This window comes from Pseudomonas sp. GW822-FHT04C11 (assembly GCF_058800905.1).
On record NZ_JBXAMS010000008.1, the window covers coordinates 216,960 to 234,115 of the forward strand.

Annotated in this window: 13 protein-coding genes; 5 read left to right on the plus strand and 8 right to left on the minus strand. The window is 56.1% G+C overall.

Annotated features, from left to right (window positions below; all coding sequences use genetic code 11):
* Nucleotides 1-123 precede the first annotated feature (123 nt).
* A complete protein-coding gene (gene gcvA, locus AC1RJ3_RS15820) occupies nucleotides 124-1,023 on the minus strand; it encodes a transcriptional regulator GcvA (protein ID WP_493079453.1) in 900 nt (299 codons plus the stop codon).
* A 281-nt stretch (nucleotides 1,024-1,304) separates the two neighbouring features.
* Here gcvA and AC1RJ3_RS15825 point away from each other — a divergent pair, with 281 nt between their 5' ends.
* The 3 genes from AC1RJ3_RS15825 to AC1RJ3_RS15835 all read left to right on the plus strand — a co-directional run bounded on the left by AC1RJ3_RS15825 (nucleotide 1,305) and on the right by AC1RJ3_RS15835 (nucleotide 6,661).
* A complete protein-coding gene (locus tag AC1RJ3_RS15825) occupies nucleotides 1,305-3,803 on the plus strand; it encodes a CoA transferase (protein ID WP_493079454.1) in 2,499 nt (832 codons plus the stop codon).
* Between the two features lie 132 nt (nucleotides 3,804-3,935).
* Nucleotides 3,936-5,093, plus strand: coding sequence for an iron-containing alcohol dehydrogenase (locus AC1RJ3_RS15830; protein WP_493079455.1), 1,158 nt, complete (start codon nucleotides 3,936-3,938; stop codon nucleotides 5,091-5,093).
* Nucleotides 5,094-5,164: 71 nt separating this feature from the next.
* Nucleotides 5,165-6,661, plus strand: coding sequence for a CoA-acylating methylmalonate-semialdehyde dehydrogenase (locus AC1RJ3_RS15835; RefSeq protein ID WP_347926724.1), 1,497 nt, complete (start codon nucleotides 5,165-5,167; stop codon nucleotides 6,659-6,661).
* A 298-nt stretch (nucleotides 6,662-6,959) separates the two neighbouring features.
* On the opposite strand, the gene AC1RJ3_RS15840 is transcribed toward AC1RJ3_RS15835, so the two are convergent.
* The 6 genes from AC1RJ3_RS15840 to AC1RJ3_RS15865 form a co-directional block, all read right to left on the minus strand.
* Nucleotides 6,960-8,258, minus strand: coding sequence for an MFS transporter (locus AC1RJ3_RS15840; protein ID WP_347930037.1), 1,299 nt, complete (start codon nucleotides 8,256-8,258; stop codon nucleotides 6,960-6,962).
* Nucleotides 8,259-8,305: 47 nt separating this feature from the next.
* The gene (gene tcuB / locus AC1RJ3_RS15845) at nucleotides 8,306-9,463 is read right to left on the minus strand and encodes a tricarballylate utilization 4Fe-4S protein TcuB (RefSeq protein WP_347926722.1); all 1,158 of its coding nucleotides are present in this window, start codon (nucleotides 9,461-9,463) and stop codon (nucleotides 8,306-8,308) included.
* Nucleotides 9,450-10,901, minus strand: a complete 1,452-nt coding sequence (gene tcuA, locus AC1RJ3_RS15850) for an FAD-dependent tricarballylate dehydrogenase TcuA (protein ID WP_493079456.1) — start codon at nucleotides 10,899-10,901, stop codon at nucleotides 9,450-9,452. Before tcuA ends, tcuB begins: the two co-directional genes overlap by 14 nt.
* 173 nt (nucleotides 10,902-11,074) lie before the next feature.
* Entirely contained in the window at nucleotides 11,075-12,010 is a 936-nt protein-coding gene (locus AC1RJ3_RS15855; RefSeq protein ID WP_054597378.1) for a LysR family transcriptional regulator, read from the minus strand.
* A gap of 873 nt (nucleotides 12,011-12,883) precedes the next feature.
* A complete protein-coding gene (locus tag AC1RJ3_RS15860) occupies nucleotides 12,884-13,936 on the minus strand; it encodes an AraC family transcriptional regulator (RefSeq protein WP_103318895.1) in 1,053 nt (350 codons plus the stop codon).
* A 5-nt stretch (nucleotides 13,937-13,941) separates the two neighbouring features.
* Nucleotides 13,942-14,943 carry an AraC family transcriptional regulator gene (locus tag AC1RJ3_RS15865; protein ID WP_493079457.1) on the minus strand — a complete coding sequence of 334 codons (1,002 nt, stop codon included), beginning with the start codon at nucleotides 14,941-14,943 and terminating at the stop codon, nucleotides 13,942-13,944.
* Nucleotides 14,944-15,110: 167 nt separating this feature from the next.
* Here AC1RJ3_RS15865 and AC1RJ3_RS15870 point away from each other — a divergent pair, with 167 nt between their 5' ends.
* The gene (locus AC1RJ3_RS15870) at nucleotides 15,111-15,257 is read left to right on the plus strand and encodes a hypothetical protein (protein WP_177474719.1); all 147 of its coding nucleotides are present in this window, start codon (nucleotides 15,111-15,113) and stop codon (nucleotides 15,255-15,257) included.
* A 3-nt stretch (nucleotides 15,258-15,260) separates the two neighbouring features.
* Here AC1RJ3_RS15870 and AC1RJ3_RS15875 read toward each other — a convergent pair whose 3' ends face one another.
* Nucleotides 15,261-15,857 (minus strand): TetR/AcrR family transcriptional regulator, encoded by a 597-nt coding sequence (locus AC1RJ3_RS15875; protein ID WP_493079458.1) that lies wholly within the window; start codon nucleotides 15,855-15,857, stop codon nucleotides 15,261-15,263.
* Nucleotides 15,858-15,976: 119 nt separating this feature from the next.
* On the opposite strand from AC1RJ3_RS15875, the gene AC1RJ3_RS15880 reads away from it, so the two are divergent.
* Nucleotides 15,977-17,134: a MexC family multidrug efflux RND transporter periplasmic adaptor subunit gene (locus AC1RJ3_RS15880; protein WP_493079459.1), complete on the plus strand. Its 1,158-nt coding sequence runs from the start codon at nucleotides 15,977-15,979 to the stop codon at nucleotides 17,132-17,134.
* The last annotated feature ends 22 nt before the right edge of the window (nucleotides 17,135-17,156 follow it).

Consider the following 17,156-nt stretch of genomic DNA (forward strand, 5'->3'; position numbering starts at 1 on the left):
TCCGAAGGTAAAAGCAATAAAAAAAAGCCCAATGGGGCGATTTTTTTTATGGGCGCACAAAAATTATCTATTGATGGGTAAAGTGAAGGGCGTTCAGGCATTCAGGGATTCAAAATCACTTCCTCATTCTTCGCTACGCGTGGCGGACGCTTCTCCCATCAACCAATTTGCGAAAGCTGCTGCTTGGGGATTGACGATTTTGTGCGGGGAATACACTAAATAAAACGCTTCTGAGGTTTTGAATTTTGCAGTTAAAGGGGCGATGAGTTGTCCTGATTCAAGATACTGCTCGACAAGCGATGATCGCGCCAAGGCAACGCCTTGACCCAACTCCGCCATTTTCAGTGCGGAAATAAGCGTGTCGAACTGCAGTCCTTGAGATGAGTCAACGTCGTCGGCCTTGGCCTTTTTCAACCAATAGCCCCATCCCTCCTCATAACCCAAGACATGCAGAAGTTCGTGGTGACGAAGGTCTCTTGGGGTTTTCAAGGGCTTTTGCGTTGTGGGCAAACCAGGGGCGCACACAGGGAAAAGCAAATCCCAGGTCAGCCGTTCACTCTTCAGGCCAGTCCATTTTCCGCTGCCATAGCGAATTTCCAGATCGGATTCGAGATCGGTTTCGCCCATCCAGATGTTGCTGGTGATACGCAAATTGACATCTGGATGCTGCTCACGAAATCGCGGCAGGCGACCCGCCAGCCAGTGAGTAAAGAAAACCAGACTGCTGCGCACTGTGAGTACCTTCCGGTGCCCTTGACCGAATATTTCATCGGTCGCTGCTGCCAGACGCTCCACCGATTCATGGACAACGGGTAGAAAGGCTAAGCCAGGCTCCGTCAGTTCCAAGCCTCTAGGTAGACGCTTAAACAACGCTGCGCCGAGCTGCGATTCCAGCGCTTTGATCTGCTGACTGACGGCTGCCTGAGTGAGACTCAGTTCTACAGCCGCCTCCGTAAAGCTGAGGTGACGAGCGGCTGACTCGAACGCGCGCAACCAGTTGAGCGGAGGTAGTCGCTTCTTCATGGCTCAAAATTCTCTGAGGAAAAGTGCCTGGCTGTGGGGCGAGCCAGCGTACGTCTTGTAGCGGTCATCCATAAATCCTACTCCTATCGCATAAAAAAAATGAACCCATAGGGTTTTTTTTTATTGCTTTCGCAGTCCCCAACTTTTCTCGAAAGTAACTCCCAGATCGCCACTCAATGGGCCAAGCCTGAAACGCTTTGAACCTCTGCAGACGGCTTCTTAAAACCTAAACCCTGCGTGAAAGCTTGAAGAAGCAGGACAATAAAAATAATGGGTGAAACATGACAAACCTCAGTCAGCTACCCCTTTGCGGTGTGAACGTTATCGATTTTGGCCAATACATTGCCGGCCCCGCTGTCGCGATGATACTGGGTGATCTCGGGGCCACGGTCATTCATATTGATCCACCCGCTGGCCCGCTCTGGGATAGCCCGGCGAATGCCGTCCTCAACCGAAACAAGCAGTGCTTACGCTTGGACTTGAAGTCCCCTGAGGGTTTGCACCACGCCAGGCAGATGATCGCCAAAGCCGACATCGTGATTGAGAACTTCCGTCCTGGCGTGATGAAAAAACTGGGGCTGGATTTTTCCGAGTTGCGTCGTGAACACCCGCAACTGATCACCTTGTCCATTCCAGGTTTTGCAACGAATGATGAACTCCGAAGCCAATGGCGTGCCACTGAGTCAATTATCGCTTCAGCCTCAGGGGTTTTCACTGATATGGGGCAAAATCGGGTATTGATGGGCATTAACCCGAGCTTTTCTCCACTGCCACTCGCATCCGCTTACGGCACTATGCTCGCCGTCTCGGCTGTGGTGCTGGCATTGCAATCCAGACAACGCACTGGCATGGGTGATGAGATTGAAGTGCCGCTCGCTTCGGCGGTCATGGAGGGACTTTCTTACAACTCAATCAAGATCGACGGCTATCCAGCGCGCTACAAAACCTTGCGTGAAAAAGAGATTGAGCGTAGGCGAGCCGAGAACCTGCCGATGAACCTCAGTTATGAGGATTTGCAGGAGTACCTCGACCCCTTCTACCGTACCTATGAATGTGCTGACGGACGCAAATTCTACGCAGTTTGCCCTTCCCATCGCTCGCATGCCAAACGCTGCCTACAGGCAATGGGTTTGTACGAGGAAATGCTCGCTGCAGGCCTTCCCAAAGTTGAAGATCCCTACCTGCCATTTGCACAATGGGAAGGTGATGCCTCACTCGGTGTTTATCCACTACCAGCTCATTGGGCCAAGGTTATCTCGGCGCGCATGAAGGAAGTCTTCCTGACCAAGACGGCTGCGCAATGGGAAAAAATCTTCGGTGAAGGGCAGTTTCCTGGCGCTCCTCATCGTTCAACTCAAGAGTGGTTGCACGATGAGCATGCAAACACTGCAGGTCTAGTGGTTGACGTCACTGATCATCAATATGGGCTGATGAAACAGCCTGGTGCTATAGCCTGGCTGGAAGACAGTGCAGAGTTGATGTTGTCTCCGCTCTCACGACGAGAAGTCAGTATCGAGGAGGCATTGGCCACCTTGAGTGAAGGCACTCGCGAGGAGTTGCCAGCCGTAAATCAGCCATGTTCAAAAGGATGGCTGGACGGTGTTCGTATCCTCGACCTGACCAACGTGATTGCCGGCCCGCACTCGACCTCATTCCTCGGGCGATTCGGTGCGGATGTCATCAAGCTTGACCCCACCAAGCCAAATTACGATCCATGGAACACCGTGGTATTCGGTATGTCTTCGGCGCGCGGTAAGCAAAGCGTGTTGGTCGACCTCAATCAAGAGGAGGGGCGTGAGGTATTCGATAGGTTGGTGAAGTCAGTGGATGTCATTGTCATGAATGCGCCTGATCGCCAACTGGCGCCTTTAGGGTTAGATGAAGCCAGCCTGAAGGCGGTGAATCCTGAGGTGATTTTCTGCCAGTTGGACTGCTTCGGTGGCCCGCGCCGTGGCCCTAGAACTGACTACTTGGGTTACGACGATCTCATCCAGGCCACGACCGGCATCATGCTGCGGTTTGGTGGCGGTATGCAGACCCCGGAAGAACATGCTCATGTTGGCACCATTGATGTGATGTGCGGTTTCGCTGCTGCGCTTGGCGTGGCCACAGCGTTGTATCAAAAGTCCAGAACTGGCAAGGTCAGCCGAGCTCGGACGTCACTGGCTGCCTTGGGCAACCTGGTTCAAGTTCCTTTCTGTTACGACTACTCGGGGCGCGCACCTTTTGATGAGCCGGCGGGTCGTGAGGTGTTGGGTTATAGCGATCTGTCGCGTTTCTATCGAACGGCTGACGGTTGGCTATACCTCGATGCAGATTCAGCGGATCTGGGCAGACTGGATGCAGTTCAAGGCTTGAACGGCCTGTCTGCGGCAGGTGACCACGTGGCTTTCCTCAGTGCAGCTCTGGCCAAGGTGGCGGGAGAAACCTGGCAACGCCGTTTGCAGGAAGCCGGAGTCGCCGCTGCTGTCCCGGATAACATCGACAATCTCCGCAATCGCTACAGCCGACCTGCTGACAACTACCCGGGCACTGACAACGGGAGCTACTCGTTCAGTGTCTATGCCGATCATCCGAGTGGGCGCTGCGTAACTCAGCTCGATCCCTTTGCCATACGCCCGCGCCATGCGGCGATCCGCAGCCTTTCACCAGCAGAAAAATTTGGCGCTTCAACCAGATCTGTCTTGGGTGAACTCGGTTACAGCGAAAGTGAAGTTGACGCTCTCATGACCCGCAGCGTTATCAGCGACAGCTGGAGCCAAGAGTATTTGCCCAGCTGACATTCCCGTCAGAGGTTAAGGGTAAGAAGTTTCACAAATGCCCATCTACCTAGGCGACTTCCATCACAAGAAAAATAGGGGGCGGCACTCTCCTGGAGTCGACGCCCCCACAGGGAAACTTTCGGAGGCAACATGTCGAATCAAATAGTTCTGCCGCGCATCCTGCAGGTGGGCGCCAAGGCCAGCGAGGCCATTCCAGATGTGCTCGCTAGCCTGGGTTGCCATCGACCATTGATCATCACTGACAAAATGATGGTGCAACTCGGTTACGCCGGTCGTATCCAGGATGTACTTGCAAGCAAAGGTTTGAGCGCCGACGTTTTCGCCGACACCGTTCCTGAGCCCACGGTCGATTCGATTCGTGCCGGTGTTGAACATGCTAGATCGGGCGACTATGACAGCATCATTGCATTGGGTGGTGGCAGTCCAATCGACAGTGCCAAAGCCATTGGCATTCTCGCCAAGTTCGGTGGCGAGATGCGTGACTATAAATTTCCACGGCAGGTGAGCGAGCAAGGCTTGCCGATCATCGCAGTACCGACCACAGCGGGTACCGGTTCGGAAGTTACCCGTTTTACCATCATTACTGATGACCAGAACGACGAAAAAATGCTCTGCGTAGGCATCGGGTTTATGCCTGTGGCGGCATTGGTCGACTACACCCTGACGCTCTCCCTGCCAGCTCGTGTCACGGCGGATACCGGTATCGATGCACTAACCCACGCCCTTGAGGCCTATGTCAGCCTCAAAGCCAATCTCTACAGTGACAGTCAGGCGCTGGCCGCGATGCGCCTGATTGGCCCGAACTTGCGCCGGGCCTATCACGCAGGCCAGGACATTGCAGCACGCGAGGCGCTGATGCTGGGATCTACTTTGGCCGGCGTTGCGTTTTCGGCAGCCTCGGTTGCCCTGGTGCATGGTATGAGCCGCCCGATTGGAGCTTTTTTCCATGTGCCACACGGACTTTCCAACGCGATGCTGCTGCCAGGCGTAACAGCTTTCTCCATCCCAGGCGCCCCAAAACGTTACGCCGATTGTGCACGGGCCATTGGCGTCGCGACCGTTGAGGACAGCGACGACAGCGCCAACGCTAAGTTGCTCGTCGAACTGCAAGCCCTCAATGACGAGCTGCAAGTTCCTACACCTGAAGGCTTTGGCATCAGTCGCGCACGCTTCTTCGAACTGATGCCAATTATGGCTGAGCAAGCCCTCGCATCCGGTTCACCGGGCAACAATCCTCGGGTGCCTTCGGTCGACGAGATGATCGAGCTCTACCGAAACCTCTGGTAGCCAAAACGATAACCACGCCTCTTCATCACTTCAGCGGTAACTGCCGCGTACATAAAATAAGGAACACTCACATGATTACTGTAGGTCATCTGATCAACGGCCAGATTGTCACTGACACTGAGCGCACTCAGGACGTGTTCAATCCTGCGACGGGCGAAGTCACCAAACAGGTTGCGCTGGCCTCGAAACTAACGGTCGAAAAAGCCATTGCTGCCGCTGAAGCGGCTTTTCCTGAGTGGCGCAACACACCACCTATCAAGCGCGCGCGGGTGATGTTTCGCTTCAAAGAACTGCTTGAGCAGAATGCCGAACGTATCTGCCAAATTATTGGTGAAGAGCACGGGAAAATTGTCCACGATGCAATGGGCGAGCTTCAGCGGGGCATCGAAAATGTTGAATATGCGTGTGGTGTGCCCGAGTTGCTCAAGGGGGAACACAGCAAAAATGTTGGCCCCAATATCGATTCTTGGAGTGAGTTCCAACCGCTGGGGGTAGTTGCTGGAATCACGCCATTCAACTTCCCTGCGATGGTGCCGCTGTGGATGTTTCCTATGGCGATTGCCTGCGGTAACTGCTTCATCCTGAAACCCTCCGAGCGTGATCCAAGTTCGACCTTGTTCATCGCTCAGTTGCTGCAGGAAGCTGGTTTGCCGAATGGCGTCATGAGCGTGGTCAATGGTGACAAGGAGGCCGTTGATACCTTGCTCCACGACCATCGTGTCCAGGCGGTAAGTTTTGTAGGCTCGACACCAATCGCTGAGTACATCTACCGAACAGCTGCGGCAAATGGCAAACGTTGCCAAGCATTAGGTGGAGCAAAAAACCACGCCATCGTTATGCCAGATGCGGACATCGATAATGCGGTCAACCAGTTGGTGGGGGCTGCATTTGGATCATCAGGGGAACGATGCATGGCACTGTCTGTAGCGGTCACAGTAGGTGATGCAACAGCCGATGCCTTGATCAGTAAAATGCGCGAAGCAATGACCCGTCTCAAGGTCGGCGCCTATCAAGACAAGAGCAACGACTTCGGCCCTCTGATCACTCGCCAACATCAGCAAAAAGTGATCGGATACATCGACAGTGCAGAAGAGGAGGGCGCGGAGGTCGTAGTGGATGGTCGAAACATTCAGGTTCCAGCTTGCGAGAACGGTTTTTTTGTTGGGGGGACATTGATCGATCAAGTCAAACCCGGCATGCGCTGCTACGAGGAAGAGATCTTCGGGCCGGTGCTGTTGATCGTGCGCACGCAGAGCATGCAAGAGGCGATGCAACTGATCGATGCTCATGAATACGGTAATGGCACCTGTATCTTCACTCGCGATGGTGAAGCAGCCCGATACTTCTCTGACAACATCAAGGTCGGCATGGTCGGTGTCAACGTACCGCTCCCAGTACCTGTCGCCTATCATAGTTTTGGTGGCTGGAAACGCTCGTTGTTCGGCGATTTGCATGCCTACGGCCCGGATGCGGTTCGCTTCTATAGCAAGCGTAAAACGGTCACCCAGCGCTGGCCGTCTTCGGGAGTTCGGGAGGGAGTCGAGTTCTCTATGCCGACGATGAAGTGAATCCCCTTATCTGAGGTGACCTAAATGCAAGCTTCGAATCTTTGCTGACCAGGTGATTTCAATTTGAGTACGAAAGGGCCCTTCAAGGGCCCTTTTTGTTAGATGTGAAAGAAGTGATATGCCGAGCTTTTAGTCGCGCATCAGCAGCCGAGTCCAAGACCGGGGCTCGTAAACCACGCTTCCTCAGAGTCGAATCGGACAGTGTGATCTGATGGCGTCACGTAGACGAGTCAATGCAGGCCAAGGCGCGATATTTATTCAGCGCAACGTCCTGAGATCCACCGAGCCCTCTCTTTCATCAAACGTTGACTGGCACTGCTTTTTGCCTGCGATACAGGATCGTCGTCGCTGTGAACCCACACAACGCAGCAAACATTAGCCAGTAGGCGGGCGACGCCTTGTCACCTGTTGCCTGCACCAGGATTGTTGATACGGCGGGTGTAAAACCGCCAAACACAGCCGTTGCCAAACTGAATGCCAGTGAAAATCCTACAACTCGTACGTTCTGAGGCATTACCTCAGTCAATGCAGCAACCATCGCGCCGTTGTAAATGCCAAAGAAAAAAGAGAAGTACAGCAGCACGGCGAGCAGTCGTTCGAAGCTTGCCGCCGCGGCCAGCCAATGCATGGCGGGATAGGCGGTGAAGATGCACAGCAAGGTGACCGCCAGCAACAAGGGGCGGCGTCCAATGCGATCAGAGATCGTACCGCCGATGGGCAGCCAGATGAAGTTGCTCAGGCCGACGAAGAGCGTGACCACCAGACTGTCGCTGGTGCTCAGGTTCAGTACAGACCGGCCGAAAGTCGGGGTGTAGACGGTAATGAGATAGAACGTGGTCGTGGTCATCGACGCTAACAGACCACCAGCCAGTACCGTGCGCCAGTTGTCCCGCATCGAGCGAAAGACTTCACTGGCACTTGGGTGATGGCTGCGCGCTTTGAATGCATCGGTTTCCTGTAGCGAGCGGCGAATGATGAAGATGAACGGGATAATCAGGCAACCAATGAAGAATGGGATACGCCAGCCCCAGGCTGCAACGTCGGCGGCCTCCATAGACGCGTTAATCGTATAGCCCAACGCAGCCGCAAGAATGATCGCCACTTGTTGGCTGGCCGACTGCCAACTGGTATAGAAACCCCGGCGTCCGGGCGTGGCGATTTCAGCCAGGTACACGGAAACACCACCCATTTCCGCACCCGCGGAGAATCCCTGCAACAGTCGCCCGAGCAACACCAATATCGGCGCTGCGATGCCTATGCTGGCGTAGCCCGGAACCAAGGCGATCAAGACAGTGCCCGCGGCCATGATCGACAGCGTCACGATCAACCCCTTGCGCCGGCCCACCTTGTCGATGTATGCGCCCAGCAAGATAGCGCCCAGCGGCCGCATAAGAAATCCCGAGCCGAATACGGCGAAGGTCATCATTAACGAGGCGAACTCGCTGGTGGTAGGAAAGAACGTCTGGGAGATGTAGGTCGCGTAAAACCCGAACAGAAAGAAGTCGAACTGTTCGAGAAAATTGCCGCTAGTGACCCGCAGGATGGCGCCCAGTTTCGACCCCTTGGATCGGGTGTCTTGAGTTGTTGTTTTCATCATGGCTACCGTGGTGATCAATATTGTTTTTGGAATGAATGGATCGCCGATCAGTCGCTACCTGCGTTGATCGGGTTGGGTTGGCGTTTTTCGATGGAGTACTTGAGCAGCGCGGCGCTGCGGAAGATGCCATGGGCGAATTTGCTGTAGGGCATTGTCAGGAAAAACGCCATGACCAGGCCGAGATGGATTGCCAGCAACAGGCCCAAGGCTGCGGTTTCACGGAACGCCAGGAGTGCCAGGCCGCTGGCGCTGACCAGGAACAGCAGCGCGATAAAGCCACGATCCATGGGTTTCTGATTGTCGTCGCCGTGCTCAGGGTTGCGACGCAGGTTCAACCACAACAGGCCTGCGGGACCTATCAGCAGACCGACTCCACCTGCGATGCCCAGCATCACCGGCAAGCTCAGGACGGGGTAGGGCGCCGACCAGTCCAGAAGGAAATGGTAGAGCGTGGCGACCCCAGTGGCTGCGAAACACAGCATGAAGCCGTAGAAGGTGAAGTGGTGGAAGCGCCGCCGCCACAAGGTGAATCGATCATCAGCGTTATTGCAGCCCTCGCCATGGCCACCGTCCAGAAATTTGAGCCGGGCGACGTTGGCCGTGGCTTCCAGTGCAGCGGCGGTTTTTTCCTGCGCGGGCGCGTCGGCCGGTGAAACATTGCGCCAGAAGCGCCGCGCGCCAAGGGTTAACGCGAGTACCGCGAATCCGAAAACTGCTCCGAACATTACGGCCAGGGTGTTGTGCGGGAAGATCCCGTAGAAATTTCCCCTGGGCATCGCCGTGAACAGGTTGCCCATCACCATCAACGTGAGACACAGGAACAGTGCCAGCCCGGCACCGGCGGACAGTGCCAGAGTCAGTCCGTTGCGCCGGTATAGCGTGCCCATCACCTGTGGCCAGGCGTACTCGGCATAAGTGTCGAGGCGGACTTTGGCCATGGCCTTGGGCACATTGATTTCGAATTCGTGAGGGGCAGCGTACTGACAGGCATGCAGGCATGCGCCGCAGTTATGGCAAAGGTTCGCCAGGTAATGGATATCCGCCTGAGAAAACTCCAGACGTCGTGTCATGGCCGGAAATACAGCACAGAAGCCCTCGCAGTAACGGCAGGCATTGCAAACGGTCATTTGTCGCTGAACTTCGCTTTCATCAAGGTTGAGTACGGGAATCAAATTACCCGGTGCCTTGGGATCAAACAGTTGCATGTTGGGGCTCCGTGGAGGAAGGGGTCAGGAAGCCGGCCGCAGCCGCGGCTTGCACACCGGCGATGCGACCGAATGCGGTGCCAATGGCCATGCCGATGCCGGCGGTATAGCCCTTGCCCAATACGTTGCCCGCCATCATTTCTCCTGCGACAAACAGGTTGGGGCTAGCCTCGCCGTTGAAGTGAACGGCGGCGGTATCGTCGGTAGCCAGCCCCAGATAGGTGAAGGTCACGCCTGGCTTAAGTGGGTAGGCGCAGAAGGGGGGCTTTACCAATGGGCGGGCCCAATGGGTTTTGGCGGGAGTCAAACCTTCGGTGTGGCAATCGTCCAACGCGGTGTGGTCGAACGTGCCGATACGGCAGGCCGCGTTGTATTCCTCGATGGTTTTGACGAATTGCGTAACGGGAAGCTTCAACTGGCGGGCCAGTTCTTGCAGGGAGTTGGCTTTAGTACCCGGAAACACCGGAGGCATGAAACGGCCGAGGGCTTGTTGGTCGATGATCGAGTAGGCCTGTTGACCGGGTTGACCGGCCACCAGGCGGCCCCAGATCGCATAGCGCTTGGGCCAGAAATCTTCGCCCTCGTCATAGAAGCGTTCGCCGTCGCGATTAACCACCACGCCCAGCGATACGCAATCGATACGGGTGCAGATACCACCGTCATACAGGGGGGCTCGGGCGTCGATGGCCACCATGTGCGCTTGGGTTGGGTCGCCGATAAAATCGGCGCCCAGGCTCTGCATGCGCCGAAGCAGTACGCCGGTATTGAAGCGCGTCCCGCGAATCAGAAAGTTGTCTGAGGGCCATTCTCCGCGCTCGTTTTGACCCCAAGCTTCGCGGAGCCATTCGCGGTTCGACTCGAAACCGCCAGCCGCCAGAACGCAGGCTTTGGCCTGAATACGCTCGGCGGGTAAAGGCTGACCATCGACCTCACGTTCACCGATGTACGCCGCGACGAACTCTCCGCCCTTCATCTCAATGTCAGTGACTTGAGCGTTGTAGCGGATCTTGACGCCCAGCCGCTCGGCGCTACGGAAGTACGAATTAACCAACGCTTTGCCGCCGCCCATGAAAAACGCATTGGTACGCGCAACATGTAGGGCACCAGACAACGACGGCTGAAAATGCACACCATGGGAGCGCATCCAGTCACGGCAGTTCGACGAGGCGCGGATGACAATACGTGCAAGCTTTTCGTTAGTAATCCCACCGGTGACTTTCAGCAGATCCTGCCAATATTCTTCTTCGGGATAGGCATCGACCAACACATCTTGCGGTGCGTCGTGCATACATCGCAGGTTTCGGGTGTGTTGCGAGTTGCCACCGCGCCAGATTTTCGGTGCGCCCTCCAGCAGCATCACGCTAGCGCCAGCCTCTCGCGCCATCAACGCTGCACACAAGGCGGCATTGCCGCCGCCAATTACTAATACGTCGATCATCATCACTCCTCAATCGCAAGGAGGCATGAACGAAGTGCTCCTCGCGAGTGGGGAGAAGGTAGAGCTGTCAGCTTATTGTCGAAAGGCGCGAAATGAATGGGGGTGTTTAGTTTTCGTAAAGGCTTTGGTGCGGACACCCCAGTATTGGAAACCGGGAAGAGGGTGCGCCGGGATCATGACGCGACGTCCTCAATCCACGACGCTCCCGGCCAATGTTGATCAACGACCAACTGTCGAGCGACATCGGTGATGACCAGTCGCGCCGCCAGAGCAGCGGGAGACAGCTCATCATCAGGCAGTGTCGCCAGCAGGTTTCGTCGACCTACGTGAGCATCGGAAATTTCCACCACTGAAAGTCCCGACTCACCTTTGAGCGCCGCTGCCGCACCGGGCTGGATGGTGGCAGCATGACCTGCGCGTACGGCGTTCATCAATACGGCAAGACCATCCACTTCCATGATGATGTTGGGAGCCAATCCCGAACGTTCAAACGCAACCATCAGCGTAGAACGCAAACCGTGTTGCGCACTCGGCATTACCAGTGGAAGTTGCCCCAGATCCGCCAGATGCACGCTGGTTCCTTGTGGTGCGTGGGGCAGGTGCGGTGAGCTGATGACAAATAGTTTTTCGTCGAGCAGCGGTGTCACGCTCCAGCGCTTACCACCTTCGAGTTGAAACAGAATGGCCAGGTCGATCTGGCGAGCATTGAGTTGTGTGGCCAAATGCCCGGACAGCATCTCGACCAGGTGCAATTGGATATCCGGGTAGCGCTCTCGCATCGCGTTGATCAAGGGCAGGGCAAGAACAGTGGCAGTCGTGGGCGCCATTCCGACGGTGACGTACCCACTCATTCGCCCACGGTGAGCGGCCATGATCGCATTTTCGGCTTGCCGCAAACACAGCTGGGCATGGTGCAGGAACGCCATACCGGAGCTGGTAGGTGTGACGCCAGTAGTGGTGCGATTAAGGAGGCGGGTTGACAGCTCACTTTCAAGTTTCGCGATCTGTTGGCTAAGGGCTGATACGCCGACGTCCAGTTCAAGAGCTGCGCGTCCCAAGCTGCCGTGTTCGAGGATTTTTACGAAATATCGCAGTTGTCTTAATTCCAAACGTCGCCGCTCCACGTCAAATTGTTGTTGGAATGCCTATCGATTACCGCGGCGACCACCAAACCGCAAGACAATATAGGAGAGGGCCTGAAAATGATTTTGAGATTCGTTGTTGTCCCTGATCGTCTTATTGGCTTGCTCAGGAGTCCAACTGTGGGCCAGCCAAGCAAGATATCGCTGGCAGTACCATAAGCTAACAAACGGAAGACAGGACGCATCTATAGCCTCAAGCCGGGCAGTGAGTTCGTTATTTTCCGGAAATTGATCCAGCCCCGATGGTCGCCATTGGGCGTAGTAAGATTAGAAACAGTTTCGGAGAATTGTAGACGGTCAGCTTTCGCTTTAGGCAACACAGGTCAATGGACGCAAATCTTAGCGTGACTCTGAAGAGAGATGTCTAAGCTCATGAAAAACCAGTCAGCACAGGTTCGTGAAAAAACCGACACAGAATCGCGGAAATGGACAAGGAGGAAAGTTCCGCTCAGACACATGATTTAACTTATGGGCGATGTGATATGTACACAAGAGCGGCAATTCGCTGATAAATATGAATATATCCAGGTTGCAAGCCACTCTAGTGCTCATCAAACGGCGCTCATAAGAAAAAGGGCCGTTCTGCTAACTTCGCACTATTTTTCAGTGGAAGTGATAGTGCAGTACAACTGCAGAATGACCATTTGCTCGATGTCATTAGCACGCTGCGCTCACCGTCAAAGTACGAACATGCACTCACTTCGCTCAGAGGGCGCAGCATCAGGTGCGTCGACCGGTTGAATTCACAGCCGAAAGCAGACTCTCGGTAGAAGAGTTCGATTGTTGCCGATATCTGGCTATCACACCTGGCTGATAAATCGCAGGTCCACAGGAACACATTCACGATCGACCTTTCAATCGGTTCTGAAGCAGCAACGGCTGCCTGCGCAACCCAGCCTGTCTACACCACTCCAGTGCAGACACACCAAACCAGCGATGAAACGCCCGCGAGAAAGTGCTGACATCCGCATAACCCAACAGCTGTGCCACTTGCGTCAGGCTCATCGACGGGACTTGCAGGTAATTGCGCACCAATTGCTGGCGTGTCTCATCCAGCAATTGCTGAAAGGACGTGTTTTCTAGCTCCAGGCGACGCTGCAAAGTACGAGGGTTGAGCGCCATGCAGTCGGCCACTTTGTCGATCGTCGCACGTCCGCTGGGCAACAGATTGCGCAGCAATTGCCTGACGTAGCCGGGCATCTCGTCTGCCGACAAGCGCTCCATACCGGACAGATGTTGAGCGATGAGTTGATGCAGGGTTTCACTGGCGCAATCCAGCGGTTGCGCCAGCACGCAAGCGTCGAATAGCAGACCGGTGTGCGCTGCAGAGAAGGTCGGGGTGATGCCCAGCGCCTGCCGATAGACGAACTCGTCTGCAAGGGGCGCGTGACGGAGCATTACCGCCTCGGGCTGCCATTGATCCCCGGCCAAGGTCCGCATCAGTTGTATACCGACACCACACGCCAGTTCTTCTGCTTGAGGCAATCCGCCAATCGCCACCTCATCGGTCCGGTAACCAAGCAACGCGGCGCCGTCGACAACCTCCAGGTCGATGTGCGCCGCGCCGTTGTAGAACGCGAAATTGGCGCGCAGCTCAAGCAAGGCATCACCGATGGTTCGGGTGTTGTAAATCAGGAAAAAAATATCACCGAAGACGTCGATCCCTTGATAGAGCCCAAATTCCAGGCCGAACAACGGGTTATTCGAACGTTGTTGGCACAGCTCCAGCAAGCCGCAATAGTGCTGGAAGGACAGGATATCTTCCGGGCGCTGCAGCGAAGCCACAGGTAGAGAAGCTCTACGCAGCATCTGGCTCGGGTCCAGGCCCTGACGGCGGGCGAATTGATCGAATCCCGTCAGGCTGAGTGCACGAATGAACGGATTGGAAACCATGTCATTTACCGATGAGTTTGCTGCATGCGCTGCTGCCACTTTTGCGGGCTGATGCCATTCCAGCGAGTGAAAGCACGGGAGAATGCGCTCAGGTCGGCGTAACCCAACAGACTAGCCAACTGCGTCAGGCTGATCGACGAGTCGCAGATGTAACGAGCAGCCATTGCCTGTCGCGTGTTGTCCAGCAGTTCCTGAAATCCCGTACCTTGCGCCAGAAGATAGCGTTGCAAGGTGCGCGGGCTGATCATCATGTGCTCGGCAATCTCGCGAAGCGTGACCGGACCAATGGCAAGCCTGTTGCGCAGCAGTTTCTGCACATAAGACGGCAGTTCTTGCAACGTCACGCGCGCCAGCTCATCGATGTGTTGCTGGGCCAATTGCTGACACCTGACATCCGTCGAACCCAGAGGTATCGCCAGCAATGACTCATCAAACACCCAGGCATTGACGGGGCTGTCAAAGCGCGGGGGTACACCCAGCAGCGCGCGATAGGCACTGCGGTTTGCCGGGGCATAATGGCGCAACATCAGACCTCGCGGCCTCCAGGCGTGCCCCAACAGTTCGCGGAGCAAACAAGCGGCAATTCCCATCGCCAACTCCACCGTCTGACGCACCGAGACCAACGTTCCATCAGTGACTTCATACAAAAGCAGGGCACTGTCGGCCTGGCGTTCAAGGCGAACTAGCGCTCCGTCGCTATGAACATGGAAATAGCGTGTCAGTAGAGTCAGCGCTTCCCCCACGTTGCCGGCACTGCGCATGGCGTACAGCAAGGTGCCCAGACCTTGAGTACCCTGGCGTAAGCCGAACTGTAAGCCGAACAGGGGATTGTTCGAACGCACGGCACACAACTCGACCAAGGTGTTGAACTGAGCGCCGGAAAGTTGCACATCCAGCGGGTCTACGGGCAGATCGACCTCAGCCAGCGCCGAATCCGGATCGATGCCCTGACTGACAGCGAACTCCTTGAACCCCAGCAGAGCAGTGCCACGGACAGTGGACATCATCTCGATCCCCCGAATGAAGCACAGCCTGCGGCCAAGGGAGCACTGGCACGATTTGCAAAATCGCTGGCGCGATCTGCAAAGCTTTCACCCTTGTCCTGAGACCAGACTCGAACCACCAATAACAAAAGACCTGCGTTCGGCCCAAGGCTGGACGATGGAGGTATTCGATGCATCGGTTCCTGTTCGCTTTCCTGGTGGTTGCGCTGATTTCGGGTGCGCTTTATTTTCAGCCTCGGCCCGCTAATCACACTGTTGTTCATCATTCCAATCACCCACCGGTTGCCAGCATCAGCGATGCCTTCACGCATTTCTGAGGACTAAAGCGTTCTTTCCTGCACAGATGAGCGCTCGCGGAACTCGCCGCCAGACAGCGCTCCATGCAGGAACATCTGCTCAAGCGTTCGTGCCGAATCGGCGTTGGCTGCACGCCCGCGCTGTTCGGCATCCACCAGGCCGTAGACCAGCGTGATGAACAGCTCGGTAAAAATCGCCGCGGTGATGTCGATGCGAAACAGCCCTTTTTGCTGACCTTTCAGGAAGAACCCATCCAGCGCCTCCAGGTAAAACTGCCAGCGTGTGTCACCCCGTTCGAAGTCGAGGAAGTCAGGGCGGTATTGCGCCATCAGAAAGGCCAGCAGTTCGCGGTGGGCCAGGTGCTCCCGGATCAATCGACGTAGCGCGTCCAGCGGTTCCCGGTGCTGTAAACCAGCGCTGCGGATAATCAGATTGAGCGTACCTTCGGCGTATTCCTCCAGTCGCTGCCCCAGATTTTCCCGTGTTCCGCAGAAGCGGTGCAGGGTCGCCTTGCTTACGCCTGCCAATTGCGCCAACTCCTTCATCGTCGCCCGCGGCCGGTTGACGACCGCCACGGTCAGCGTCTTGAGCAGATGTTCTTCATGGGAAATCGGGGTCATCACCAAGCCTCAAGCGATGTTCATACAAGGTTCTCATATTTCTCATATGAGACAATATTGACTCATTAGGATTTTGAAAGTAGCATTCGCACCAAATTCAATCAAGCTTTGGGTGAGTTATGGGCAATTTGCGTGCAGTAGGGATGGCGGGCTCGCTGGCAGCAGCCATTGCGCTGGCCGGATGTGGGCCGGCGAATGATCAAGCGGGTGTGGCCGAAGTGGCGCGCCCGGTAGAAGTGGTGGCGGTGAAGACTGAGCCTCTGGCGCTGACTTCGGAACTCCCGGGTAGGGTGGAACCGATGCGGGTCGCCGAAGTGCGTGCACGGGTGCCCGGCATCGTGATGCAAAAGCGTTTTGAAGAGGGCGCTGACGTCAAAGCCGGAGACCTGCTGTTCCAGATCGACCCGGCACCGCTCAAAGCGGCTTTATCGCGCGCCGAGGGTGAGTTGGCTCGCACCCAGTCCGTTGTGCTTGAGGCACAGGCGCGGGTCAAACGCTATGAACCGCTGGTGAAGATCGAGGCGGTCAGCCAACAGGATTTTGACAGTGCCATGGCCGACCTGCGAAGCGCTCAGGCGGCAACCCGTTCGGCCCAGGCCGATCTGCAAAGCGCCCGGTTGAACCTCGGTTATGCCTCGGTAACTGCACCGATTTCCGGCCGAGTCGGCCGCGCGCTGGTAACCGAAGGGGCTTTGGTTGGCCAGGGTGATGCGACGTTGATGGCGCGGATTCAGCAACTTGATCCGGTCTATGTCGATTTCACCCAGTCTGCTGCCGATGCGCTGCGTCTGCGCGAATCGCTCAAGGGCGGAAAACTCTCCGCCGACGACAACAAAGCGCTGTCGATTCGGGTCGAGGGCACACCTTACGAGCGCCAGGGCGCGCTGATGTTTACCGACGTTGCGGTAGATCGCGGCACCGGCCAAGTGTCGTTGCGCGGCAAGTTCGCCAATACCGACGGCGTCTTATTGCCGGGAATGTTCGTGCGCGTGCGCACGCCACAAGGTACTGACAACCAGGCCATTCTCGTGCCGCAACGATCGGTGCAACGCGGCAGCGATGGCGGCGCCCAGGTGATGGTGGTCGGCGCAGACAACCGGGTCGAGTCACGCAATGTGGTCACCGGTGCCATGCAGGGTTCTCGCTGGCAGATCAGTGAGGGATTGAAAGCGGGCGATCAACTGATTGTCGGCGGCCTTGCCGGTCTGCAACCGGGTGCCAAGGTCGCGCCTGGCCAATCCCACGCCCAGGCTCAGTCGCCTGAGTCGAAACAGTAAGGGCGCAGTCGCCGCGAGGATT